The organism is Streptomyces sp. NPDC037100 (assembly GCF_055606225.1).
Genome location: NZ_JBVJSX010000002.1, coordinates 612,528 through 634,775, shown reverse-complemented (window position 1 = coordinate 634,775; position 22,248 = coordinate 612,528). Strand labels below are relative to the sequence as shown.

Sequence of the window (22,248 nt, the reverse complement as noted above, 5' to 3'; positions counted from 1 at the left end):
ACCCGGGTCCGTCACCTCCTGAACGCACCACGTCCGGACGTCGTTCCCGAACCGGCTCCGCCCAGACGCTACCTTCCGGCCCCGCCCCCGTCCCGTGGGGGCCGTCCGGTGTGCCGGTATCGTTGCTGACGGTCGGCCGGTTCGTAGGCTTCCCCGTATCCGGGGACGCAAAGCATTTGTATGAATGCACAAAGCGTGGCGTGCCGTCCACCCTGGACAGACGCTCCCCCGAGAAAGGCCTCCACCGTGGCCGCCCCCAAGCCCGTGGCCCCGCGCGCCAAGCGCCTCGTCGTGCTGGTCTCCGGATCCGGCACCAATCTCCAGGCGCTGCTCGACGAGATCGCCACCGTCGGCGCGGAGGCCTACGGGGCCGAGGTCGTGGCCGTGGGCGCGGACCGCGAGGGCATCGAGGGGCTGGCGCGTGCCGAGCGCGCGGGGCTGCCCACCTTCGTGTGCAAGGTCAAGGACCACGCCAGCCGCGAGGAGTGGGACGCCGCCCTCGCCGAGGCCGTCGCGGCGCACGAGCCCGACCTCGTCGTCTCCGCCGGGTTCATGAAGATCGTCGGCAAGGAGTTCCTCGCACGGTTCGGCGGGCGGTTCGTCAACACGCACCCCGCGCTCCTGCCCAGTTTCCCGGGAGCCCACGGCGTGCGGGACGCGCTCGCGTACGGCGCCAAGGTCACCGGCTGCACCGTCCACTTCGTCGACGACGGCGTCGACACCGGGCCGATCATCGCGCAGGGCGTGGTGGAGATCCGGGACGAGGACGACGAAGGCGCTCTGCACGAGCGCATCAAGGAAGTCGAGCGAAGGCTGCTCGTCGAGGTCGTGGGGCGCCTCGCCCGCAACGGCTATCGCATTGAGGGACGAAAGGTAGTTATCCAGTGACCGCCGAGAGCAACAAGCGGCCCCTTCGCCGGGCGCTCGTCAGCGTCTACGACAAGACCGGGCTCGAGGACCTCGCGCGCGGGCTCCACGAGGCCGGGGTCGAGCTCGTCTCCACCGGCTCCACCGCCGCGAAGATCGCCGCTGCCGGCGTCCCCGTCACCAAGGTCGAGGAGCTCACCGGCTTCCCCGAGTGCCTGGACGGCCGGGTCAAGACCCTGCACCCGCGCGTGCACGCGGGCATCCTCGCGGACCTGCGCCTGGACAGCCACCGCGAGCAGCTCGCCGAGCTGGGTGTCGAGCCGTTCGACCTCGTCGTCGTGAACCTCTACCCGTTCCGCGAGACCGTCGCCTCCGGTGCCTCGCCCGACGAGTGCGTCGAGCAGATCGACATCGGCGGTCCGTCGATGGTCCGGGCCGCCGCGAAGAACCACCCCTCGGTCGCGGTCGTCACCAGCCCGGCCCGCTACGCCGACGTGCTCAAGGCCGTCCAGAGCGGCGGCTTCGACCTCGCCACCCGCAAGCGGCTCGCCGCCGAGGCCTTCCAGCACACGGCCGCCTACGACGTGGCCGTCGCCTCCTGGTTCGCCTCCTCCTACGCGCCCGTGGACGAGTCGCAGTTCCCCGACTTCCTCGGCGCCACCTGGGAGCGCGAGCACACCCTGCGCTACGGCGAGAACCCGCACCAGCCCGCCGCGCTCTACGTCTCCGGCACGGGCGGCCTCGCCCAGGCCGAGCAGCTGCACGGCAAGGAGATGTCGTACAACAACTACACGGACACGGACGCCGCCCGCCGTGCCGCGTACGACCACGCCGAGCCGGCCGTCGCGATCATCAAGCACGCCAACCCTTGCGGCATCGCGGTCGGCGCGGACGTCGCCGAGGCGCACCGCAAGGCGCACGCCTGCGACCCGCTGTCGGCGTTCGGCGGCGTGATCGCGGTCAACCGCCCGGTCAGCAAGGAGATGGCGGAGCAGGTCGCGGAGATCTTCACCGAGGTCATCGTCGCGCCCGGCTACGAGGAGGGCGCCCTGGAGGCCCTCACCAAGAAGAAGAACATCCGCGTGCTGCGCTGCGCCGACGGGCCGGCCGCGCCGGTCGAGGTCAAGCCGATCGACGGCGGCGCGCTGCTGCAGGTCACCGACCGCCTCCAGGCCGACGGCGACGACCCGGCCAACTGGACGCTGGCGACCGGTGAGGCGCTGAGCGCCGAGGAGCTGGCCGAGCTGGCGTTCGCCTGGAAGGCCTGCCGCGCGGTGAAGTCCAACGCGATCCTGCTCGCCAAGGACGGCGCCTCGGTGGGCGTCGGCATGGGGCAGGTCAACCGGGTGGACTCCGCGAAGCTGGCCGTCGAGCGGGCCGGTGCGGAGCGTGCCGCGGGCGCGTACGCGGCGTCCGACGCGTTCTTCCCCTTCCCGGACGGCCTGGAGATCCTCACCGAGGCCGGAGTGAAGGCCGTGGTCCAGCCCGGCGGTTCCGTCCGTGACGAGCTGGTCGTCGAGGCCGCGCAGAAGGCCGGCGTCACGATGTACTTCACCGGCACGCGGCACTTCTTCCACTGAGACCCGGTGACGGAGCGGGCCGGCGGTACCGCCGGCCCGCTCCGTCACCGCATACTCGTACGCCCGGGTCGGTGGATCACTGCCAACGGTGGGCAGTCTTCGGGCTGTGCCGTTGCCGGGTCTTGGCCGGGAGCGGGCCGACACACCCGTCACTTCGTACTGCGCAGTGCCGCCCATGTTCCGGGTCCGACCTTGCCGTCGGGGCTGAGTCCCACGGAACGCTGGAACTTCCGCACCGCCGCGTCGGTGCCCTTGCCGAACTGGCCGTCCACGCCCGTGCCGCCCAGGCCGTAGCCGCGTTCGGTCAGCATGCACTGCACCTGCACGACGCGCGGGCCACTGTCGCCGCGCCGGGTGAGTTCGGTGCCGGAGTAGTGGGTGCACCGGGCGATCCAGGGCGGGGTGGCGGGTTTCGTCGCGGTGGGGGCGGGGGCCTGGGCGCTGCCGCCGCTGTCGCTCCCGGTCTCGCCGCTGCCGGTTTCGCCGCTGCCCGAGGGGGCGGTGGCGCCACCGTCGGGGGTGGTTCCTGCTCCGCCGGGACGGCCCGCCGACCCGGACGCATCCCTGTCGGCGTCTTCCCGCGCCTCCTCCTTCACCTCTTCCGGGCCGGTCTTGTTCTCCACGGTGGCGGAGGGCGAGGCGGAGGAGCCGGGCAGGTTCGAGGCCGGTTCGTCGACGGAGGTGACGTCGCTGGAGGCCGTCGGCGCGGCCGACGCGCCGTCGGCGAGGTCCGGGCGGGTGAGGAAGAAGGCGCTCGCGGCGACGGCGGCCACGGCGATGACGGCCGCGAGGGCGAGATGCGGCACCTTTCGCCCACGGCGGTCGGCGTGCTCGCTAGTGGGGGATGCGGCGGAAGGGGTGTCCTGAACGGGCGGCGTCGCCGGGCCGCCGTGCCGTCCCGGCGGCGTGGGCGCACGGAAGTGGCCGGTCTCCTCGGCGGAGGAACGTTCCAGTAGCCGACAGCCCCGCTGCCGGGCGAACAGACGGGTGGCCAGCGGTTCCTGCCAGGAAGAGCTGCGGTCGTGGCCTGCCGCCGCGGCCGCGCCGGTCAACTGCTGCGGGGTGGGCCGCCCGCCCGGGTCCTTGGCGAGGCAGGCGGACAGCAGCGCGGCCAACGCGGGATCCGAGGCCGTCAGTTCGGCCATGACCTCTTGCTTGGGCTCTTCGAAGGCGACCCGGTGCATGACGTCCACGCCCGTGCCGTCCCCGAAGGGGGCGTGCCCGGTGGCGGCGTAGACGATCGCGCAGGCGAGGGAGAAGACGTCGGAGGCGGTGTCGCAGCGCCCCTCGCGCAGGTACTCGGGCGCCATGTAGGCCGGGGTACCGACCCGGTTTCCGGTGATGGTGATCGAGCTGCTGTCGGCGGCCTGCGCGATGCCGAAGTCGATGACGTGCGCGCCCTGCGGCGAAAGGATCACGTTGGACGGCTTGAGGTCCCGGTGTACGACCCCGGCGGCGTCCAGTGCCGACAGCGCCCGCCCCAGTTCCGCCACCAGCCGCCACACCCCGGCCGGCTCGAGAGCACCGCACTCGCGGACGGCGTCGGCGAGGTTGAGGCCGGGAAGGTACCGGGTCGCCATCCACAGCAACTCGTCCTCGAACCCGCTGCCGAGCAGGGGCGGCGCGTGCGGCGTACGCAGCCGGGCGTGCACGGAGGCCTCCCGCTCGAAACGCCGCCGGAACCGGGGGTCTTCGGCGTACTCGGGGCGGATCACCTTGGCGGCGGCGAGACCGGCGGTGCCGTCGGCGGGGCGGGCGAGGTAGACGCGGCCCATGCCGCCACTGCCGAGCAGCCCGAGCGATAAGTAGGGGCCGATCCGTCCCGGGTCCCTGGAACGTAAGGGACTCGCGCCCGCCTGCTCCAACGCGGCGTCCCCGGACGCCGGCGAGTGTGGCGGCATCGGCCGTTGGTCTGACATGGGTCCCCCGATGTGCTGCGGTCTCGCAACGAGCAATCGCACGGCAGTTTGACCGAAGGTTACCGTTCACATGAACGGCCCACCGGAGATCCGGCGGGCCGCAGATCACTTGTGTGCTTGGGGACTTGTGCCGTCAGCCGTGGACCGGGCCGGGAGTCGGCGTATCACTTCTTGCCGGGCGGTGCGTACTCCTTGAGGAAATGGGCGATGCGGTCGGCGTAGGCGGTCACGTCCGGGGGCACGCCGCCCGTCGCGTTCACCGTCCGGTACGACGTGCGGTAGGCGGCGGCGATCAGGACCCGCCGGTCACCGGGCAGGTCCTCGTGCAGGCGCGGGGCGATCCAGCACAGGTAGCGGCCCATCGCCGGGATGGACTCGGCGGGTGGGAAGGGAGGCTGGGGGACCGTCTCACCGGGGGTGCCGTCCTCGTTCATCCACCAGCGCAGGACGCGCGGCGTCCAACGGGCGATGCCGTACTCGTTGTTGTCGGGGTCCGAGAGGTCCGGGTCGAAGTCGCTCTCCACCTTCAGCATGGCGGCGATCAGGACCGGGGTGACCTCCTTCTGGTCGCAGTCGTGCGCCGTCTCGACGATCAGCAGCCGGTAGGCGGGCGGAACGCCCCGGTCGGTGCGGAGTTCGGAGGCGCCGTACGCGGCCGCGGAGACGTTCGCGGTCGCGCCGGAGCCGCTGCCACCGCTGCTCCCGGCACCGGCCCAGACGCTGATGCCGTAGGCGAGGGCGGCCAGGGCCGTCACCGCCCCGGCCAGGACGGCCGCGACGGACCGGCGGCGCAGGCGGCGGCGGTCGGGGCGCAGACGGGGCAGGCGGAAGGCGTGACCGCCCGGGCCGGCGGCCGACGTCACCCGGCGCAGCAGCGCCGCGCCGCCGATGCGCTGCTGGTGCGTCCGGGTCAGGCAGGCGCGCACGATCTCCCGCCAGTCGTCGGGCAGTTCAAACGACAGCCGCAGTTCGTCGACACCGCGGGCGTACGCCGCGGCCGCGTCGCGGCGGGCGGCCGGGGTGGCTCCGGGCAGCGGGAAGGAGCCGGTGAGCACGAGGTGGGCGAGGACACCGAAGGCCCAGATGTCGGCGGACGGGCGGATACGCCGGCCCCGTTCGCCGATCTCGGTCCACAGGAGTTCCGGCGGGGTGTAGTCGGGGGTGGAGAAGGCCGGCGTGTAGGCGTGGGTGCCCTCCAGTTCGGCGGCCATGTTGAAGTCGGCGAGGCGGACCGAACCGTCCACCATCAGCAGCACGTTGGCCGGTTTCAGGTCGCCGTGCACCCAGCCGGCGTCGTGCAGCTGGGCGAGGCCCTCGGCGATCTGCGCGAGCAGCGCGGGGCCGGCGGCGGGCCGGGGCGTGGCGGCGAGCAGGGCCGACAGGGAGCCCTCGGCCTTCTCCAGGACGAGGACGGTGGCGCCGTCCAGGTCGGGGTGGGCCGGATCGTCGACCGTCAGCGTCTGGTACATCCGCACCAGCCGCGGATGCCGCAGCCGCCGGTGGAGCTCGACCTCCCGCTCGATCAGCTCGCGCAGGTGGGTCAGCCGGCGGGGCGTGGCCGTCCCGGTGGGCAGGAACTTCAGCGCGGCCGTGGGCGGCAGTCGGGTGCCGGAGCCGTCACCGACGCGCCGGGCCGCGTACACACTGCCGAAGGCGCCCGTCGCGATGGGTTCGCGCACCTCCCAGACGCCGACCCGGTAGCCCTTGGGCACGGGTACGGCGTACGCCTCGGTCACCGGATCGCCCCGGCCCGGTCGGGACGGCCGGGGGTCCCGGCGGCGCCGTGCGCGGCTCCGCCGCGGGCGGGTCGTTCACCGGGCGCGATGTGAAGGGGGGTGCGGTTTCGCTCGTCCTCCGTGGTCGGCGGAGGTACCACGATGATGCTGTACAAGGTGCTCTCCCCGTGCCTGAACAGCTACCACCGTCAGACTAGGGCGACGCACCAGGGCCGTGCCCCCCTCGAACGGGTGAGACACGGCCCTTGGAAGTGTTTGGCGTGAACCGGTCCTGTCGACCGGGTCGGTTCAGTAACGGGGCCGGTTGAACCAGGCCTTGCCGTTGGCGTTGCCGACGAACACCGCGACCAGGATGGCCAGGACGGTGTGCACCAGGCCCACGACGACGAACGGGTAGATGCCGAGGACCGCCGTGATGATGGCGAAGACCAGGATGGTGACCCGGGCGCCGTTGCCGCCGTTCTTGAACTTCGTCGCCAGGACGGCCGCGAACACCAGCCAGGCCAGGCCGAACACCACGTAGCCCCAGATCACACCGGTCGAGTCACCGACCAGGTCCTGGAAGGCGGTGTTGTCCTTGAGGGACGCGTCGTCCTTCGCGGCGTTGAGTGCAACGGCGGCGAAGGCGAAGATGGCGATGCCCACGACCTGGAGGCCGACGATGACCCACATCATCACGCGGGCCGCGCTCACCGAGCCGGGCATCGTGGTCGGCGCGGCGGGGCCGCCGTAGGGGGACACCGGAGGGGCCTGCGGGTAGCCGTACCCGGGAGCCTGCCCCTGGTCCTGCGGGTAACCGTAGCCCGGCTGCTGCGGCTGCTGCCCCTGGGGAGCGCCGTAGGGGTTGTTCGGGTCGCCGTAGCTCATGGGGGACTTCCTCCGTTGGTCCTTGTGCGGAAACGACGCGCGACATCCGCACGGAGGAAAACCTTCAGTATTGCGACCGTCCCCCCGTTGAGCTGCCCGCGGCACTTGTCATGTCATCGTTCTGCACCACTGACCGGCTTGTCCAGCCGCATTCCCGATGTGTTGTGCAAGTGCAACATCGCTGATCATGGGCGGATACGGGACGAGGGGCCCCGCGGTGCCCGGATTGCGGTCGGATTGGAACCGTGGCGGGGTCATCCGCGAGGATGGGGTTCATGACCGCCCAGATTCTCGATGGCAAGGCCACCGCAGCCGCGATCAAGTCCGATCTGACCGCCCGCGTGGCGGCGCTGAAGGAGAAGGGCGTCACGCCCGGCCTCGGCACGATCCTGGTCGGGGACGACCCCGGCAGCCAGAAGTACGTCGCCGGCAAGCACCGCGACTGCGCGCAGGTGGGCATCGCCTCCATCCAGCGCGAACTGCCCGCCACGGCGACCCAGGAGGAGATCGAGCGGGCCGTCCGCGAGCTGAACGAGGACCCGGCCTGCACCGGGTACATCGTGCAACTGCCGCTGCCCAAGGGCATCGACGAGAACCGCATCCTCGAACTGATGGATCCGGACAAGGACGCGGACGGGCTGCACCCGATGAACCTGGGGCGCCTCGTCCTCAACGAGCCCGCCCCGCTGCCCTGCACTCCGAACGGCGTGCTGACGCTGCTGCGCCGCTACGGCGTGGAGATCAAGGGCGCCGAGGTCGTGGTCGTCGGGCGCGGTGTGACCATCGGCCGGCCGATGCCGCTGCTGCTCACCCGCCGCAGCGAGAACGCGACCGTGACGCAGTGCCACACCGGCACCCGTGACCTGTCGGCGCACCTCAAGCGCGCGGACATCATCGTCGCCGCGGCCGGCTCCGCCCATCTGATCCGCGCCGAGGACGTGAAGCCCGGCGCGGCCGTCCTCGACGTCGGCGTCTCCCGCAGCGCCGAGGGCAAGATCGTGGGCGACGTCCACCCCGACGTCGCCGAGGTCGCCGGCTGGATCTCCCCGAACCCCGGCGGAGTCGGCCCGATGACCCGTGCCCAGCTGCTCGTCAACGTGGTCGAGGCGGCGGAGCGCAGTGCCGGCTGAGCACCAGGCCCCGAGCGGGCGCACGGCCCCGAGCGGGCACGAGGCCCCGAGCGGGCGCACGGCCCCGAGCGGGCACGAGGCCCAGGGCGGGCACGAGGCCTTGACCGGGCACGAGGCCCCGGACGGACGCACGACCCCGGACGGGCGCGAAGCCGGCGGGCGCACAGCCCCGGACAGGCAAGAGGCCCCAAGCGGCCACGAGCCGCCGGAGGAGCTCACCGTCCGCGACCCCGTCAGCGCGCCCGACGCCGCAGGGCGGCCGCGGCGGGTCACCCGGCGCTTCCCGCTGTTCACCAAGGACACCGCGCGGCCCGAGGGCGGCGGCCGGGCCGCGTCCGGGGACGCTCCCGCGCCGGCGCGGCAGTGGCCCGTGCTCGCCGTGCTGGCGCTGGCCGGGGCCGGGCTGCTGGTGACCGCGTTCGGCCAGTTCCGGCTCGGGACGCTGCTGATCGGCGTCGCCCTGCTGGGCGGTGGCGCGATGCGCTGGCTGCTGCCGGACGTCGGCATGCTCGCCGTCCGCTCCCGTTTCACGGACATCGTCACCTACGGCCTGCTGGGCCTGGTGATCGTCATGCTGGCGCTGATGGCACAGCCGAAGCCGTGGCTGCAGATCCCGTTCCTGAAGGACACCCTGCACTTCACGGTCACCAACGAATGACGAGGACGGCGGTCCGTCCTCTCCCCCGAGGAAGGACGGGCCGCCGCCACGCCCCACCTTCCTGCACCGCGAACGGCCTGTTCAACGACTGTCAGTGCGCTGTGGCACGGAAGTGACAGTTCCGGTACGTCTCGCTTCCAATACCACACAACGTGGTGCGACGGCGGGGTTGGCATGGACAATCGGGACGGTCCAGGGTGTATCGCGCGCGGTCACCACGCTCCTGTGCGCCCCTCGTCAGGGAACTGAGATCCTGACTGGGCGCATCCCTGTGGGTATCCAGAACGGGGACTCGGCCGAGGCCGCCACGCGCGGGGCGAACAGCGCGAGAAATATCAGCACGTTTCGGGGGGAAGAGGGGGAGCAATGCCTCGTTGGAAGGCCTTGCCGGATGAGCTCGATCCACAGATCAGGGAGTTCACCAGCCAGCTGCGCAGGCTCGTGGACCGCGGTGGACTGAGCATCGCGTCGGTCGCGGACCGCACGGGCTACAGCAAGACGTCGTGGGAGCGTTACCTGAACGGCCGGCTGCTCGCCCCGAAGGGCGCGATCGTGGCCCTGGCCGAGGTTACCGGCACCAACCCGGTGCACCTGACCACGATGTGGGAGCTCGCCGAGCGTGCCTGGAGCCGCTCGGAGATGCGGCACGACATGACGATGGAGGCCATCCGGATCTCCCAGGCGCGCGCGGCGCTCGGGGAGTTCGGCGGGCAGGACTTCAGCGACCCCTCGGCCGGTGGCAGGACGGCCTCGGCGGGTGACGGCAGAGCGGCCTCCGCGGGCGGCGGCAAGCCCGCCGGCAGGGGCGGCGGCACCACGGTCACACCGGGCATCGCGGGACCGGCCGGTGTGGCCCCGTCCGTGCCGCCCCAGCCGACGGCCCCGGAGGTTCAGGACTCCACCGGCTCGGATCTGCGGGAGAGCGGCCGAAGCGCTGAGCCCGAGGTCAATTCGTGGGGACTGGCCGGGTACCAGGGCCCGTCGCCGACGGGCGGGCGCTCCGCCGGTTCCGGCGGGGGCAGGGGACCCCGGCCCGGCTCGGGTCCCGGAACCTCCGCCGGGCCGTCCGGCGGCCCCGGCCGGACTCCCGGTGCCGGGGCGGGTTCGTACGGCGAACCGCAGGACGCCGTCCCGTCCCGGGCGGGCGGGGCCGGTGGCGCAGGGGGGACTCGCCGCACGGGTGCCGCCTCCGCCGCGGGCAAGAAGCGGACGGTGACCTTCGTCGCGGGTGTCGTGGGCGTGCTCGTGGTGATCGCCGGCGCGTTCTACCTCACCGGCGGCGGTGGCGACGACGAGGCCAAGGGCGGTGGCCCGTCGCCCTCGCCGACCGTCAGCAGCGACCCGAAGCTGCCGCCCGGCGTGAAGTGCAGCGGCGCCGGCTGCACCGGCAAGGACGCGGAGGCCATGGGGTGCAGCGGTGAGCTGGTGACCACCGCGCAGACGGCGACCGTCGGCACGACCACGGTCGAGGTCCGTTACAGCGAGACCTGCAAGGCGGCCTGGGGACGCATCACGCAGGCCGCCCAGGGCGACGAGGTCCAGATCAGCTCGGGCAAGGCGAAGCAGACCGGCAGCATCACCGCGACCGGGGACAGCATCGCCTACACCCCGATGGTGGCCGTGAAGAGCGCCGCCGACGCCAAGGCCTGCGCGACGCTGACGGCAGGGCAGCAGGGCTGCACCGACTGACGGGGCGGCAAGGCAGCGCCCCATGACCGGGCCGGGCGGAGAAATTTCGAAAGAGGGTGGAATGCCCGCCGGAATCGGGGGCACGTGAACCGTACCCCCACGGGAGTCCGGCACGGTCGGTATCCCCCAGGCGGCCGCCTTCGTCCTCCTCTCCCGGACGGGCGGCCGCCTCTTGCATGGGGGCGGGCAGACGGGCGGACGCCTCTTGCATGAGGGCGGGCACATGCGTACCGGCCGGGACGGTGTTGTGGGCCGGGCCACACCGACCCGGACGTCCGAGATCCCGGATGCGCGGTAGCCTGACCGCTGGATCGATCTCTTGACGCCAAGAGATCGATCAAACGTCCGGGGCAGGGACCGCCCCACCGCCAGCTGTCATACGGAGAACGCCATGACCCGCACTCCCGTGAACGTCACCGTCACCGGCGCGGCCGGCCAGATCGGTTACGCCCTGCTCTTCCGCATCGCCTCCGGTCAGCTGCTCGGCGCGGACGTGCCGGTGAAGCTGCGCCTGCTGGAGATCACTCCTGCCCTGAAGGCGGCCGAGGGCACGGCCATGGAGCTGGACGACTGCGCGTTCCCGCTCCTTCAGGGCATCGAGATCACCGACGACCCGAACGTCGCCTTCGACGGCGCCAACGTCGGTCTGCTCGTCGGCGCCCGCCCCCGCACCAAGGGCATGGAGCGCGGCGACCTGCTGGAGGCCAACGGCGGCATCTTCAAGCCGCAGGGCAAGGCCATCAACGACCACGCCGCGGACGACATCAAGGTCCTGGTCGTCGGCAACCCGGCCAACACCAACGCGCTGATCGCCCAGGCCGCCGCACCGGACGTACCGGCCGAGCGGTTCACCGCGATGACCCGCCTGGACCACAACCGCGCGCTGACCCAGCTCGCGAAGAAGACGGGCTCGACGGTCGCCGACATCAAGCGTCTGACCATCTGGGGCAACCACTCCGCCACCCAGTACCCCGACATCTTCCACGCCACGGTCGCCGGCAAGAACGCCGCCGAGGTCGTGAACGACGAGAAGTGGCTGGCCGAGGACTTCATCCCGACCGTCGCCAAGCGCGGTGCGGCGATCATCGAGGCCCGTGGCGCGTCCTCCGCCGCGTCGGCCGCCAACGCCGCCATCGACCACGTCCACACCTGGGTCAACGGCACCGCCGAGGGCGACTGGACCTCCATGGGCATCCCGTCGGACGGCTCCTACGGCGTCCCGGAGGGCCTGATCTCCTCCTTCCCCGTCACCACCAAGGACGGCACGTACGAGATCGTCCAGGGCCTGGACATCAACGAGTTCTCCCGCGCCCGGATCGACGCCTCCGTCAAGGAGCTCGAGGAGGAGCGCGAGGCGGTCCGCGGCCTCGGTCTCATCTGACCGGAGCCTCTCCGCATCTCGCGCGCAGGCCCCGCACCGGCTCTCCGGTGCGGGGCCTGCGGGCTTTGTGGGGTCTGTCCGCGCGAGGTGCGCGCCGGGGGCGACGTGGGCCGGCTCGCCGCGTTCACCGTCCGTGACGGACACGCGCCGAACGTGCGGCGCATCCTCGTCGAGCTCATCGAGGAGCACGCCCGGCACGCGGGCACGCCGACCCGCCGTGCGAGTCCGTCGACGGTCGGGTGGGGGAGGACCCGCCGGAAGCACTTCCGGCCCTGGCGAGCTGTCACCGGCCAGCCGGCTTTCCGTACCTTTCGCTCCTGTTTGTCCACATCTCCCGTGACACAGCGCACTTTCGGCCAGGGGTGCGCATGCAATTGCGGGAGTAGGGCAGGCGAACTCGGTCTCTTAGTGGCACGAATGTGACACAGGGGCGCTGATCAGGAACGGAAGGCGAAGAGCGATCATGGCGGCAAGTACCGAACTTCAGGCGCGTGAAACCATCCATGCGGGAGGAGAGTGGCGGGCGGCCACCTCCGGGGCCACCCGCGAGATCCTCGACCCCGCGGACGCCCTGCCCTTCGCCGTGGTCGCGGAGGGTGACGAGAAGGACACCGATCTGGCGATCGCCGCCGCCCGGCGCGCCTTCGACGAGGGCCCGTGGCCGCACACCCCCGTCACCGAGCGGGCCTCGCTGCTGCGCCGCGTCGCCGATCTCCTCGTGCGGGACCGCGAGAAGCTGGGCCGGCTGGAGGCTCAGGACGCGGGCAAGACCGTCGAGGAGGGCCGCGTCGACATCGACTGTGTCGCCGACGCCTTCCGCTACTTCGCCGACCTGGTCGCCGGCGAGGCCCCCGGCCGGGTCGTGGACGCGGGCTCGACCGACATCCACAGCGTCGTCGTGCACGAGCCCATCGGCGTTTGCGGGATGATCACCCCCTGGAACTACCCGCTGCTCCAGGCCAGCTGGAAGGTCGCCCCCGCGCTCGCCGCCGGCAACACCTTCGTCATCAAGCCGAGCGAGATCACCCCGATGACGACGATCGCGCTCATCGAGCTGCTCGTCGAGGCCGGGCTGCCCGAGGGCGTCGCCAACATCGTCACCGGCCCGGGTCATTCGGTCGGCGCGCGCCTGTCCGAGCACCCCGACGTCGACCTGGTCTCCTTCACCGGCGGCACGGTCAGCGGTGTCAAGGTCGCCGAAGCCGCCGCCCCGACCGTCAAGAAGGTCGCCCTCGAACTCGGCGGCAAGAACCCCAACGTCGTCTTCGCCGACGCCTGCGCCACCGAGGAGGGCTTCGACACCGCCGTCGACCAGGCCCTCAACGCCGCCTTCATCCACAGCGGCCAGGTCTGCTCGGCCGGTGCCCGCCTCATCATCGAGGAGTCCGTCCGGGACCGCTTCGTCACCGAACTCGCCCGGCGCGCCGAGAAGATCCGCCTCGGCCGCGGCACCGAGGACGGCGTCGAGTGCGGCCCGCTCGTCTCCGAGCAGCAGCGCGCCAAGGTCGAGATGTACGTCGAGTCCGCCCTCAAGGAGGGCGCGGTGCTGCGCTCCGGCGGCAAGCGCCCCGAGCCGTCCCCGCAGCGTCCGGAGAGCGGCTACTTCTACGAGCCGACCGTCCTCGACCACTGCCACCGCGAGATGCGCGTCGTACGCGAGGAGGTCTTCGGGCCGGTCGTCACCGTCGAGACCTTCCGGACCGAGGACGAGGCCGTCGCCCTCGCCAACGACACCGAGTACGGACTCGCGGGCGGCGTCTGGACCTCCGACGCGGGCCGCGCCCGCCGCGTGGCCGGCCGGCTGCGCCACGGCACCATCTGGATCAACGACTTCCACCCCTACCTGCCGCAGGCGGAGTGGGGTGGCTTCGGCAAGAGCGGAGTGGGCCGCGAACTGGGCCCCGCCGGACTCGCCGAGTACCGGGAGACCAAGCACGTCTACCAGAACCTCGCTCCCAAGCCGGTGCGCTGGTTCGCGGGCTGACCCTCATTCCCCGCCGGGCCGCCGACCCCTCATCCCGGGCTGACCCCCACACCCCGGGCTGAACGTCCTCGTCCCCCGAGCCCGTTCACTTCATCCCCACTGGAGCAAGTACGCCATGTCCCACACCAGTCATGAGTACGACTATGTCGTCATAGGCGGCGGAACCGCTGGTTCCGTCATCGCCTCCCGCCTGACCGAGAACCCGGACGTCACCGTCGCCGTCATCGAGGGCGGCCCCAGTGACGTCGGCCGTGACGACGTACTGACCCTGCGCCGCTGGATGGGCCTGCTCGGCGGCGAACTCGACTACGACTACCCCACCACCGAGCAGCCACGCGGAAACTCGCATATCCGGCACAGCCGGGCCCGCGTCCTGGGCGGCTGCTCCTCGCACAACACCCTGATCGCCTTCAAGCCGCTGCCCGCCGACTGGGACGAGTGGGAGGCCGCCGGCGCCAAGGGCTGGGGCGCGGTGCAGATGGAGGCGTACTTCGCCCGGCTGCTCAACAACATCGTCCCGGTCGACGAGAAGGACCGGAACGCCATCGCCCGTGACTTCGTCGACGCGGCCCAGGAAGCCCTGGGCGTGCCGCGCGTCGACGGCTTCAACAAGAAGCCGTTCACCGAGGGCGTCGGCTTCTTCGACCTCGCCTACCACCCCGAGAACAACAAGCGGTCCTCGGCGTCGGTGGCCTACCTCCACCCGGTCATGGACGAGCGGCCCAACCTGACGATCCTGCTGGAGACCTGGGCGTACAAGCTTCAGCTGGACGGCAACCGCGCCGAGGGCGTGCACGTGCGCACCAAGGACGGCGAGGAGATCCTCGTCAAGGCACGCAACGAGGTCCTGCTGTGCGCCGGCGCCGTCGACTCGCCCCGGCTGCTGATGCACTCCGGCATCGGTCCCAAGGCCGATCTGGAGAAGCTCGGCATCCCCGTCACGCACGACCTGCCGGGCGTCGGCGAGAACCTGCTCGACCACCCCGAGTCGGTCATCGTCTGGGAGACCAACGGCCCCATCCCGGAGAACTCCGCGATGGACTCCGACGCGGGCCTGTTCGTGCGCCGCGACCCCGAACTGCCGCACCCCGACCTGATGTTCCACTTCTACCAGATCCCCTTCACCGACAACCCGGAGCGACTGGGCTACCAGCGGCCGGAGTTCGGCGTCTCCATGACCCCGAACATCCCCAAGCCGAAGAGCCGCGGCCGGCTGTACCTGACCAGCGCCGACCCCGAGGTCAAGCCCGCGCTGGACTTCCGCTACTTCACCGACGAGGACGACTACGACGGCAAGACCCTCGTCGACGGCATCAAGATCGCCCGCGAGATCGCCAAGACCGAGCCGCTGGCCGGCTGGCTCAAGCGCGAGGTCGCCCCCGGCCCGGACGTCACCGGTGACGAGGAGCTCAGCGAGTACGCCCGCAAGGTCGCGCACACCGTCTACCACCCCGCCGGCACCTGCAAGATGGGCGCCGACGACGACCGGTCGGCCGTCGTCGACCCGGAGCTGCGCATCCGAGGCCTGGAAGGCATCCGCATCGCCGACGCCTCCGTGTTCCCCACGATGACCACCGTCAACCCGATGATCGGAGTCCTCATGGTCGGTGAGAAGGCCGCCGAGCTGATCGGTGGTGGTTCCAAGTGACCGCGACCCTCGAACCCCCCACGGAGCAGACCATGGACACCGCCCCCGTCTTCTCGGTGGAGGGCCTGTGGAAGGTGTTCGGCCCCAAGGCCGACCGCGTTCCCGGCGACCCCGAGCTCACCGCACTCGACCCCGCCGAGCTGCGTTCGCGCACCGGCTGCACCGCCGCCGTCCGGGACGTCAGCTTCGACGTCCGCAAGGGCGAGGTCTTCGTCGTCATGGGCCTGTCCGGCTCCGGCAAGTCCACGCTGGTGCGCTGTCTGACCCGGCTGATCGAGCCCACGGCCGGCACCATCGCCATCGACGGCGAGGACGTCCGCGCCATGGACCGCTCCCGGCTGCGCGAACTGCGCCGCCACCGCGCCGCGATGGTCTTCCAGCACTTCGGCCTGCTGCCGCACCGCTCGGTCCTCGACAACGTCGCCTACGGCCTGGAGATCCAGGGCATGGGCAAGGCCGAGCGGCGCGAGCGGGCCGCCGAGGTCGTCGCCAAGGTCGGTCTGGAGGGCATGGAGCACCGCCGCCCCGGCCAGCTCTCCGGCGGCCAGCAGCAGCGCGTCGGCCTCGCCCGCGCGCTCGCCGCCGACCCCGAAGTCCTGCTCTTCGACGAGCCGTTCAGCGCGCTCGACCCGCTGATCCGGCGGGACATGCAGGAGGAGGTCGTCCGGCTGCACCGCGAGGAGGGCCGCACGATGGTCTTCATCACGCACGACCTCCAGGAGGCCCTCAAGCTGGGCGACCGCATCGCCCTGATGCGCGACGGCCGGATCGTCCAGCTCGGCACCCCCGAGGAGATCGTGGGCGCGCCCGCCGACGACTACGTCCGCGAGTTCGTCCGGGACGTCCCGCGCGAACAGGTCCTCACCGTCCGTACGGCCATGCGCCGCCCGGCGGCGGGCCAGGACGGCAGCGGACCGGCCGTGCGCCCCGACGCGACGGTCTCCGAGGCGATCGAGGCGGTCGCCCGCGCCGGCGCTCCGGCCCGGGTCGTGGACGAGGGCCGCTGCGTGGGCGTGGTCGACTCCGACACGCTCCTCGGTGTCGTCGCCGGGACGGAGCAGCCCGCTCCGCCCGGGACGCAGCAGCCCAAGGAGGCGGTGTGATGGCGACCATCACCGCGTCCCCGCCGCGCGTCGGCCTGCCCGCCCTCCTCAAGCACCGGGCCGTCCACAAGCTGCTGCTGCTCGCCCTCGCCGCCGCGATCCTCGTGCCCCTGGCCAACGCCCGCTGGGCGAGCGGCACCTGGCCGAGCGCCCTGACCGTGGACTTCTCCGAGCCGCTCGCCAAGGCCAGCGACTGGATCATCGACAACCGCGACAGCCACCCGCTGTTCCTCTACTTCTTCGGCCACGTCAGCAACGTCGTCGTCATCGCCGTACGGGCCGTCTACCTCACCCTCCTGGCCGTCGGCTGGGCCGGCGTCACGGCCCTGGGCGCGCTGGTCGCCTGGCGCGTGGCGGGCGTGAAGCTGGCGCTCGGCACGGCCGTCGGGTTCCTCGCCTGCGGGCTGCTCGGCATGTGGGTGCCGACCATGCAGACGCTCGCCCTGATGGTCGTCGCGGTCCTCGCGTCGGTCGTCGTCGGCGCGGTGCTCGGTCTCGCCGCCGGGCTGTCCGACCGGATGGACCGCGTGCTGCGCCCGGTCCTGGACACCATGCAGGTGCTGCCCGCCTTCGCCTACCTGCTGCCGGTCGTGCTGATCTTCGGCATCGGCGTCCCGGCGGCCGTCCTGGCCACCGTCATCTACGCCGCCCCGCCCATGGCCCGACTGACCTCGCTCGGTCTGCGCGGCGCCGACAAGGGCGTGCTGGAGGCCGTCGAGTCGCTCGGCTCCACCGCGCGCCAGCGCCTGCTGACCGCCCGCATCCCGCTGGCCCGCAAGGAACTCCTCCTCGGCCTCAACCAGACGATCATGATGGCGCTGTCCATGGCCGTCATCGCCGCCGTCATCGGCGCGGGCGGTCTCGGTGACCGCGTCTACCAGGCCCTGGCCTCGGTCGACGTCGGCGCCGCGCTCGCCGCCGGCATCCCGATCGTGCTGCTGGCCGTCGTCCTGGACCGCGTCACCGGCGCGGCGGGGGAGAAGCTCGGCGCCGAACCCGAGCCCCACAGCGGGCGCGGCTGGCTCTACGCCCTCGCCGGGGTCGTCGTCGTGGCGGTCGCCGGGCGGCTCGCGGGCCGCCTCGACTGGCCCGACGCCTGGGTCGTCGGCATCGCCGAGCCCGTCAACCGCGCAGTCGACTGGATGACCGCGCACCTGTACTCGGGCGTCCCCGTCGTCGGCGGCACCGCCGACTGGGCGGGCCACTTCACCACCTGGGTCCTCGACCCGATGCGCGACGGCCTGCAGGCGCTGCCCTGGTGGGGCGTCCTGCTGATCGTCGCCGCCCTGGCCTGGGTCATCGGCACCTGGCGCACCGCGCTCACCGCCGTCCTCGCCATGGCCGCGATCGGCGTCCTCGGCGTCTGGAAGCCGTCCCTCGACACCCTCTCCCAGGTCCTGGCGGCCGTCGCCGTCACCCTGGTCGTCGGCTTCGCCGTCGGTATCGCCGCGGCCCGCAGCGACCGCCTGGAGCGGGCGCTGCGCCCGGTCCTCGACGTGTTCCAGACGATGCCGCAGTTCGTGTACCTGATCCCGGTCGTCGCCCTGTTCGGCGTCGGCCGCGCCCCGGCCGTCGCCGCGGCGATCGTCTACGCCCTGCCGGCCGTCGTCCGGATCACCACCCAGGGCCTGCGCCAGGTCGACCCGGCCGCGCTGGAGTCGTCCAGCTCACTGGGCGCCACCAGCTGGCAGCAGCTGCGGCAGGTCCAGCTCCCGCTGGCCCGCCCGGCGCTGCTGCTCGCCGTCAACCAGGGCCTCGTGCTGGTCCTCGCCGTCGTCGTCATCGGCGGCCTGGTCGGCGGTGGCGCCCTCGGCTACGACGTGGTCTTCGGTCTCGCCCAGGGCGACCTGGCGACCGGTCTGGTGGCGGGCGGCGCGATCGTCTGCCTCGGCCTGATGCTCGACCGGGTGACGCAGCCCACCGAACGCCGCGCGAAGAAGGGAGCCTGACATGCGGATCCGTACGACCGCCGCGGTCGCCGCGGTGAGCTCCCTGGCGCTGCTCACCGGCTGCGGGGCCGCCGACATGACCAAGCAGGCCTCGCCCTTCGCCAACGCGCAGGGCTCCAAGACCGTGACCCTGTCCGTGCAGTCCTGGGTGGGCGCCCAGTCCAACGTGGCCGTCGCCCAGTACATCCTGGAGCACGAGCTGGGCTACCGCGTCGACACCGTCCAGGTCGACGAGGTGCCCGCCTGGGACGCCCTCAGCCAGGGCCGCGTCGACGCGCTCCTTGAGGACTGGGGCCACCCCGAGCAGGAGCAGCGGTACGTCAAGGACAAGAAGACGATCGCGCCCGGCGGCGAACTCGGCGTCACCGGCCACATCGGCTGGTTCGTGCCGACGTACTTCGCCAAGAAGCACCCGGACGTCACGAACTGGAAGAACCTCAACAAGTACGCCGATCAGTTCCGCACCCCGGAGAGCGGCAGCAAGGGCCAGCTGATGGACGGTTCGCCGTCCTACGTCACCAACGACAAGGCGCTGGTGAAGAATCTGAAGCTGGACTACCAGGTGGTGTTCGCCGGCTCCGAGGCGGCGCAGATCACGCAGATGAAGCAGTTCGCCAAGGAGAAGAAGCCCTTCCTCACCTACTGGTACTCCCCGCAGTGGCTCTTCAAGAAGGTCCCCATGACCGAGGTGAAGCTGCCGCCGTACAAGGAGGGCTGCGACGCCGACCCGGAGAAGGTCGCCTGCGCCTATCCGCACACCCCGCTGCAGAAGTACCTCAACTCGGACTTCGCGAAGAACGGCGGCAAGGCGGCGGCCTTCCTGAAGAAGTTCAAGTGGACGACCGAGGACCAGAACGAGGTCTCCCTGATGATCGCCGACAAGAAGATGACGCCGGAGGACGCGGCGAAGAAGTGGGTGGACAGCCACAAGTCCACGTGGAAGAAGTGGCTGTCCTGACGTTCACTGCGACAGCAGGTCGGCGATCTCCCGCAGGGCCCGGGCGGCCCGCCGCTGGAGTCCCGGCCCGAAGGTGATCCGGGTGGCCCCTCGCGCGCCGAGTTCGGCGGGTGTGGGGCCACCTTCGGTCGGAGCCCATGCGTTGACCGGCCCCTGGATCCCGGCCCGCAACAGCGGCAGCACCTCCGGCGGCGCCTTGATCGGGTACACGCAGTCGGCCCCGGCCGCCACGTACAGCGCGGCCCGCTCGATGGCCTGTCCGGGGTCGTCGACCCCGCGGGCGAAGGTGTCGATGCGCGCGTTGACGAACAGCCGGTCCCCTGCAGCCTCCCGCACCTCGGCCAGCCAATCGGCGTGCGCTCGTGGGTCCTTGAGCACCCCGTCCGCGGAGTCCTCCAGGTTGCACCCGACCGCCCCCACCTCGAGCAGCCGCTCCACCAGCTCCTTCGGCGCGAGCCCGTACCCGCCCTCCACGTCCGCGGACACGGGCACGTCGACGGCCCGGGCGATCCGGGCGACCGCCGCGAACATCTCGTCCGCCGGGACCTGCCCGTCCTCGTAGCCGAGCGAGGCGGCGACCCCGGCACTGGGTGTGGCGAGCGCGGGGAACCCGGCCTCGGCGAACACCCGCGCACTGGCCGCGTCCCACGGCCCGGGCAGGACCAGCGGGTCGCCGGGCGCCCGGTGGTGGTGCAGGGCGCGGAACACCTCGGTCTTGCCCGTCATACGTGCCCTCCCGGTCGTCACTTGTGCTGCCCCGGCTCGTAGTGCCCCGGCGCCATACGGCAGGTCACCCCGAACCGGTTCCAGGCGTTGATGACCGTGATGGCGGCGATGACCTGCGCCAGCTCGGCCTCCTCGAAGTGCTTCGCGGCGTTGTCGTAGACCTCGTCCGGCACGAAGCCGTCCGTCAGGACCGTCACCGCCTCCGTCAGCTCCAGCGCGGCGATCTCCTTCGCGGTGTAGAAGTGCCGCGACTCGTCCCAGGCGCTGAGCTGCACGATCCGTTCGACGCTCTCGCCCGACGCCAGGGCGTCCTTGGTGTGCATGTCGATGCAGAACGCGCAGCGGTTGATCTGGGAGGCGCGGATCTTCATCAGCTCCAGCAGCTTGGGATCCAGGCCCCGCCGGGCCGCCACGTCGAGCCGGACCATCGCCTTGTAGACCTCGGGCACGTGCTCGGCCCACTCCAGGCGGGCGGGCTGTTCGGGGGCGTATTCCACGGTCTTCGTTCCGTCGGTGTCCGTCGTCATGCCCTCGACCCTAGGAAGGAAGCAGCCCAGGAGTATGGTCCATTTCCATGGCAGAATCATGGGCCACTCTGGGGCTCGACCTGCACGTGGAGCCGACCGGGCCGGGCCTGCGACGGGGGCTGACCGACGCCCTGCGCGAGGCCGTGCGCTCCGGGCGGCTGGCCGCCGGCACCCGGCTGCCGTCCTCCCGCGCCCTTGCCACCGACCTGGGCATCGCCCGCAACACGGTCGCCGACGCCTACGCCGACCTGGTCGCCGAGGGCTGGCTCACCGCCCGGCAGGGCTCGGGCACCCGGGTCGCCGAGCGGAGGGTCGTCCCGCCGTCCGGCGCGGCACCCCACCCCCGCGCACCCGCCCGCCCGGCCTACGACCTGCGCCCCGGCAGCCCCGACCTCGCGTCCTTCCCGCGCGCGCAATGGCTCAAGGCCGCCCGCCGCGCCCTGACCGCGGCCCCGCACCACGCGCTCGACTACGGCGACCCCCGCGGCCGCCCCGAGCTGCGGGCCGCGCTCGCCGGGTACCTCGCCCGTGCCCGGGGCGTGCGCGCCGACCCCGAACGGATCGTGGTGTGCGCCGGGGTCGGGCACGGTCTGAAGCTGCTCGGCACGGTCCTGCGGGCGCGCGGGGCACGGACCGTCGCGGTCGAGTCGTACGGCCTCGACGTGCACACCAGGATCCTGACCGGCTCCGGCCTGGACACCGCCCCGCTGCCCTTCGACCGACTCGGCACGGACCCGGCCGGCTTGCCCGGGGCCGACGCGGTCCTCCTCACCCCCGCCCACCAGTTCCCCATGGGCGTGCCCCTGCACCGCGACCGCCGCACGGCCGTCGTGGACTGGGCGCGGCACACCGGCGGGCTGGTGCTGGAGGACGACTACGACGGCGAGTTCCGCTACGACCGGCAACCCGTCGGCGCGCTCCAGGGCCTGGACCCCGACGGGGTGGTCCACCTGGGCACGGCGAGCAAGTCCCTCGCGCCCGGGCTGCGGCTGGCCTGGATGGTGCTGCCGCCGGGCCTCGCGGAGGAGGTCGCGGCGGCCAAGGGCGGCGTCGACACGTGCGGGGTGCCGGACCAGCTGACCCTGGCCGAGTTCCTCACGTCCGGTGCCTACGACCGGCACGTCCGCTCAGCCCGCCTGCGCTACCGGCGCCGCCGGGACGCCCTGGTCGCCGCCGTCACGGACCGGGCCCCGCAAGCCCGCGTCAGCGGCATCGCGGCCGGTCTGCACGTCCTGCTGCGGCTGCCGCCGGGCACCGAGCAGTCGGTGGTCCAGGCGGCGCACTGGCGGGGTCTCGCGCTCCACGGACTCGCCCGCTACACCCACCCCGCCGCGCGGGCCGAGCCCGTCGACGCCCTGGTCGTCGGATACGGCACTCCCCCGGACCACGCCTGGTCGGGAGCGCTCGACGCGCTGTGTGCGGTACTGCCCGGATAATCGCGCCGATTCCCTTCCGGAACGCCGCCCGAAGGATGCGGTCACCCCATGGGGTCGTTCCCCTCCGTGGTGTTCACCAGGCGCCTTTGC

The 22,248-nt window shown here is 72.1% G+C and carries 17 protein-coding genes and 1 pseudogene; 12 read left to right on the top strand and 6 right to left on the bottom strand.

Annotated features, from left to right (window positions below):
• The first annotated feature begins 180 nt into the window (after window positions 1-180).
• Both purN and purH read left to right on the top strand, forming a co-directional pair.
• Window positions 181-888: a phosphoribosylglycinamide formyltransferase gene (gene purN, locus ACZ7EG_RS08030; protein ID WP_471073925.1), complete on the top strand. Its 708-nt coding sequence runs from the start codon at window positions 181-183 to the stop codon at window positions 886-888.
• Window positions 885-2,447 (top strand): bifunctional phosphoribosylaminoimidazolecarboxamide formyltransferase/IMP cyclohydrolase, encoded by a 1,563-nt coding sequence (gene purH, locus ACZ7EG_RS08025; RefSeq protein WP_471073922.1) that lies wholly within the window; start codon window positions 885-887, stop codon window positions 2,445-2,447. The genes purN and purH overlap by 4 nt, the downstream gene beginning before the upstream one ends.
• A gap of 149 nt (window positions 2,448-2,596) precedes the next feature.
• Here purH and ACZ7EG_RS08020 read toward each other — a convergent pair whose 3' ends face one another.
• The 4 genes and pseudogenes from ACZ7EG_RS08020 to ACZ7EG_RS08005 all read right to left on the bottom strand — a co-directional run bounded on the left by ACZ7EG_RS08020 (window position 2,597) and on the right by ACZ7EG_RS08005 (window position 6,969).
• Entirely contained in the window at window positions 2,597-4,348 is a 1,752-nt protein-coding gene (locus ACZ7EG_RS08020) for a protein kinase domain-containing protein (protein ID WP_471073919.1), read from the bottom strand.
• Window positions 4,349-4,530: 182 nt separating this feature from the next.
• The gene (locus tag ACZ7EG_RS08015; RefSeq protein ID WP_471073916.1) at window positions 4,531-6,102 is read right to left on the bottom strand and encodes a protein kinase domain-containing protein; all 1,572 of its coding nucleotides are present in this window, start codon (window positions 6,100-6,102) and stop codon (window positions 4,531-4,533) included.
• A 44-nt stretch (window positions 6,103-6,146) separates the two neighbouring features.
• Window positions 6,147-6,257, bottom strand: a pseudogene (locus ACZ7EG_RS08010) (FHA domain-containing protein); the annotation flags it as partial.
• Between the two features lie 133 nt (window positions 6,258-6,390).
• Window positions 6,391-6,969 carry a hypothetical protein gene (locus tag ACZ7EG_RS08005; RefSeq protein WP_471073913.1) on the bottom strand — a complete coding sequence of 193 codons (579 nt, stop codon included), beginning with the start codon at window positions 6,967-6,969 and terminating at the stop codon, window positions 6,391-6,393.
• A gap of 275 nt (window positions 6,970-7,244) precedes the next feature.
• Between ACZ7EG_RS08005 and ACZ7EG_RS08000 the strand changes: the two genes are divergently transcribed.
• The 9 genes from ACZ7EG_RS08000 (at window position 7,245) to ACZ7EG_RS07960 (ending at window position 19,469) form a co-directional block, all read left to right on the top strand.
• A complete protein-coding gene (locus tag ACZ7EG_RS08000) occupies window positions 7,245-8,099 on the top strand; it encodes a bifunctional methylenetetrahydrofolate dehydrogenase/methenyltetrahydrofolate cyclohydrolase (RefSeq protein WP_471073910.1) in 855 nt (284 codons plus the stop codon).
• Window positions 8,089-8,757, top strand: coding sequence for a DUF3017 domain-containing protein (locus ACZ7EG_RS07995; protein WP_471073907.1), 669 nt, complete (start codon window positions 8,089-8,091; stop codon window positions 8,755-8,757). Before ACZ7EG_RS08000 ends, ACZ7EG_RS07995 begins: the two co-directional genes overlap by 11 nt.
• A 366-nt stretch (window positions 8,758-9,123) precedes the next feature.
• On the top strand, window positions 9,124-10,446 hold the full coding sequence (locus ACZ7EG_RS07990) for a helix-turn-helix domain-containing protein (RefSeq protein WP_471073904.1): 1,323 nt from the start codon (window positions 9,124-9,126) through the stop codon (window positions 10,444-10,446).
• A gap of 391 nt (window positions 10,447-10,837) precedes the next feature.
• Window positions 10,838-11,827, top strand: a complete 990-nt coding sequence (locus ACZ7EG_RS07985) for a malate dehydrogenase (protein WP_471073901.1) — start codon at window positions 10,838-10,840, stop codon at window positions 11,825-11,827.
• 463 nt (window positions 11,828-12,290) lie between these two features.
• The gene (locus ACZ7EG_RS07980) at window positions 12,291-13,811 is read left to right on the top strand and encodes an aldehyde dehydrogenase family protein (RefSeq protein WP_471073898.1); all 1,521 of its coding nucleotides are present in this window, start codon (window positions 12,291-12,293) and stop codon (window positions 13,809-13,811) included.
• Between the two features lie 115 nt (window positions 13,812-13,926).
• Complete coding sequence (locus tag ACZ7EG_RS07975) at window positions 13,927-15,459, top strand: GMC family oxidoreductase (RefSeq protein WP_471073895.1); 1,533 nt, start codon at window positions 13,927-13,929, stop codon at window positions 15,457-15,459.
• The gene (locus tag ACZ7EG_RS07970) at window positions 15,456-16,562 is read left to right on the top strand and encodes a quaternary amine ABC transporter ATP-binding protein (protein ID WP_471073892.1); all 1,107 of its coding nucleotides are present in this window, start codon (window positions 15,456-15,458) and stop codon (window positions 16,560-16,562) included. The genes ACZ7EG_RS07975 and ACZ7EG_RS07970 overlap by 4 nt, the downstream gene beginning before the upstream one ends.
• A complete protein-coding gene (locus ACZ7EG_RS07965) occupies window positions 16,562-18,511 on the top strand; it encodes an ABC transporter permease (RefSeq protein WP_471073889.1) in 1,950 nt (649 codons plus the stop codon). The genes ACZ7EG_RS07970 and ACZ7EG_RS07965 overlap by 1 nt, the downstream gene beginning before the upstream one ends.
• Before the next feature lies 1 nt (window position 18,512).
• Window positions 18,513-19,469, top strand: coding sequence for an ABC transporter substrate-binding protein (locus ACZ7EG_RS07960; RefSeq protein ID WP_471073886.1), 957 nt, complete (start codon window positions 18,513-18,515; stop codon window positions 19,467-19,469).
• 3 nt (window positions 19,470-19,472) lie between these two features.
• On the opposite strand, the gene ACZ7EG_RS07955 is transcribed toward ACZ7EG_RS07960, so the two are convergent.
• Both ACZ7EG_RS07955 and ACZ7EG_RS07950 read right to left on the bottom strand, forming a co-directional pair.
• Window positions 19,473-20,195 carry an isocitrate lyase/PEP mutase family protein gene (locus ACZ7EG_RS07955; RefSeq protein WP_471073883.1) on the bottom strand — a complete coding sequence of 241 codons (723 nt, stop codon included), beginning with the start codon at window positions 20,193-20,195 and terminating at the stop codon, window positions 19,473-19,475.
• 17 nt (window positions 20,196-20,212) lie between these two features.
• Window positions 20,213-20,722, bottom strand: coding sequence for a carboxymuconolactone decarboxylase family protein (locus ACZ7EG_RS07950; protein WP_471073880.1), 510 nt, complete (start codon window positions 20,720-20,722; stop codon window positions 20,213-20,215).
• A 47-nt stretch (window positions 20,723-20,769) separates the two neighbouring features.
• On the opposite strand from ACZ7EG_RS07950, the gene pdxR reads away from it, so the two are divergent.
• A complete protein-coding gene (pdxR, locus tag ACZ7EG_RS07945) occupies window positions 20,770-22,158 on the top strand; it encodes a MocR-like pyridoxine biosynthesis transcription factor PdxR (RefSeq protein ID WP_471073877.1) in 1,389 nt (462 codons plus the stop codon).
• The last annotated feature ends 90 nt before the right edge of the window (window positions 22,159-22,248 follow it).

Coding starts and splice junctions, on each gene's coding strand:
- purN (WP_471073925.1), top strand. CDS start 181: ATGAATGCACAAAGCGTGGCGTGCCGTCCACCCTGGACAGACGCTCCC.
- ACZ7EG_RS08020 (WP_471073919.1), bottom strand. CDS start 4,348: ATGCCGCCACACTCGCCGGCGTCCGGGGACGCCGCGTTGGAGCAGGCG.
- ACZ7EG_RS08005 (WP_471073913.1), bottom strand. CDS start 6,969: ATGAGCTACGGCGACCCGAACAACCCCTACGGCGCTCCCCAGGGGCAG.
- ACZ7EG_RS08000 (WP_471073910.1), top strand. CDS start 7,245: ATGACCGCCCAGATTCTCGATGGCAAGGCCACCGCAGCCGCGATCAAG.
- ACZ7EG_RS07990 (WP_471073904.1), top strand. CDS start 9,124: ATGCCTCGTTGGAAGGCCTTGCCGGATGAGCTCGATCCACAGATCAGG.
- ACZ7EG_RS07985 (WP_471073901.1), top strand. CDS start 10,838: ATGACCCGCACTCCCGTGAACGTCACCGTCACCGGCGCGGCCGGCCAG.
- ACZ7EG_RS07980 (WP_471073898.1), top strand. CDS start 12,291: ATGGCGGCAAGTACCGAACTTCAGGCGCGTGAAACCATCCATGCGGGA.
- ACZ7EG_RS07975 (WP_471073895.1), top strand. CDS start 13,927: ATGTCCCACACCAGTCATGAGTACGACTATGTCGTCATAGGCGGCGGA.
- ACZ7EG_RS07965 (WP_471073889.1), top strand. CDS start 16,562: ATGGCGACCATCACCGCGTCCCCGCCGCGCGTCGGCCTGCCCGCCCTC.
- ACZ7EG_RS07960 (WP_471073886.1), top strand. CDS start 18,513: ATGCGGATCCGTACGACCGCCGCGGTCGCCGCGGTGAGCTCCCTGGCG.
- ACZ7EG_RS07955 (WP_471073883.1), bottom strand. CDS start 20,195: ATGACGGGCAAGACCGAGGTGTTCCGCGCCCTGCACCACCACCGGGCG.
- ACZ7EG_RS07950 (WP_471073880.1), bottom strand. CDS start 20,722: ATGACGACGGACACCGACGGAACGAAGACCGTGGAATACGCCCCCGAA.
- pdxR (WP_471073877.1), top strand. CDS start 20,770: ATGGCAGAATCATGGGCCACTCTGGGGCTCGACCTGCACGTGGAGCCG.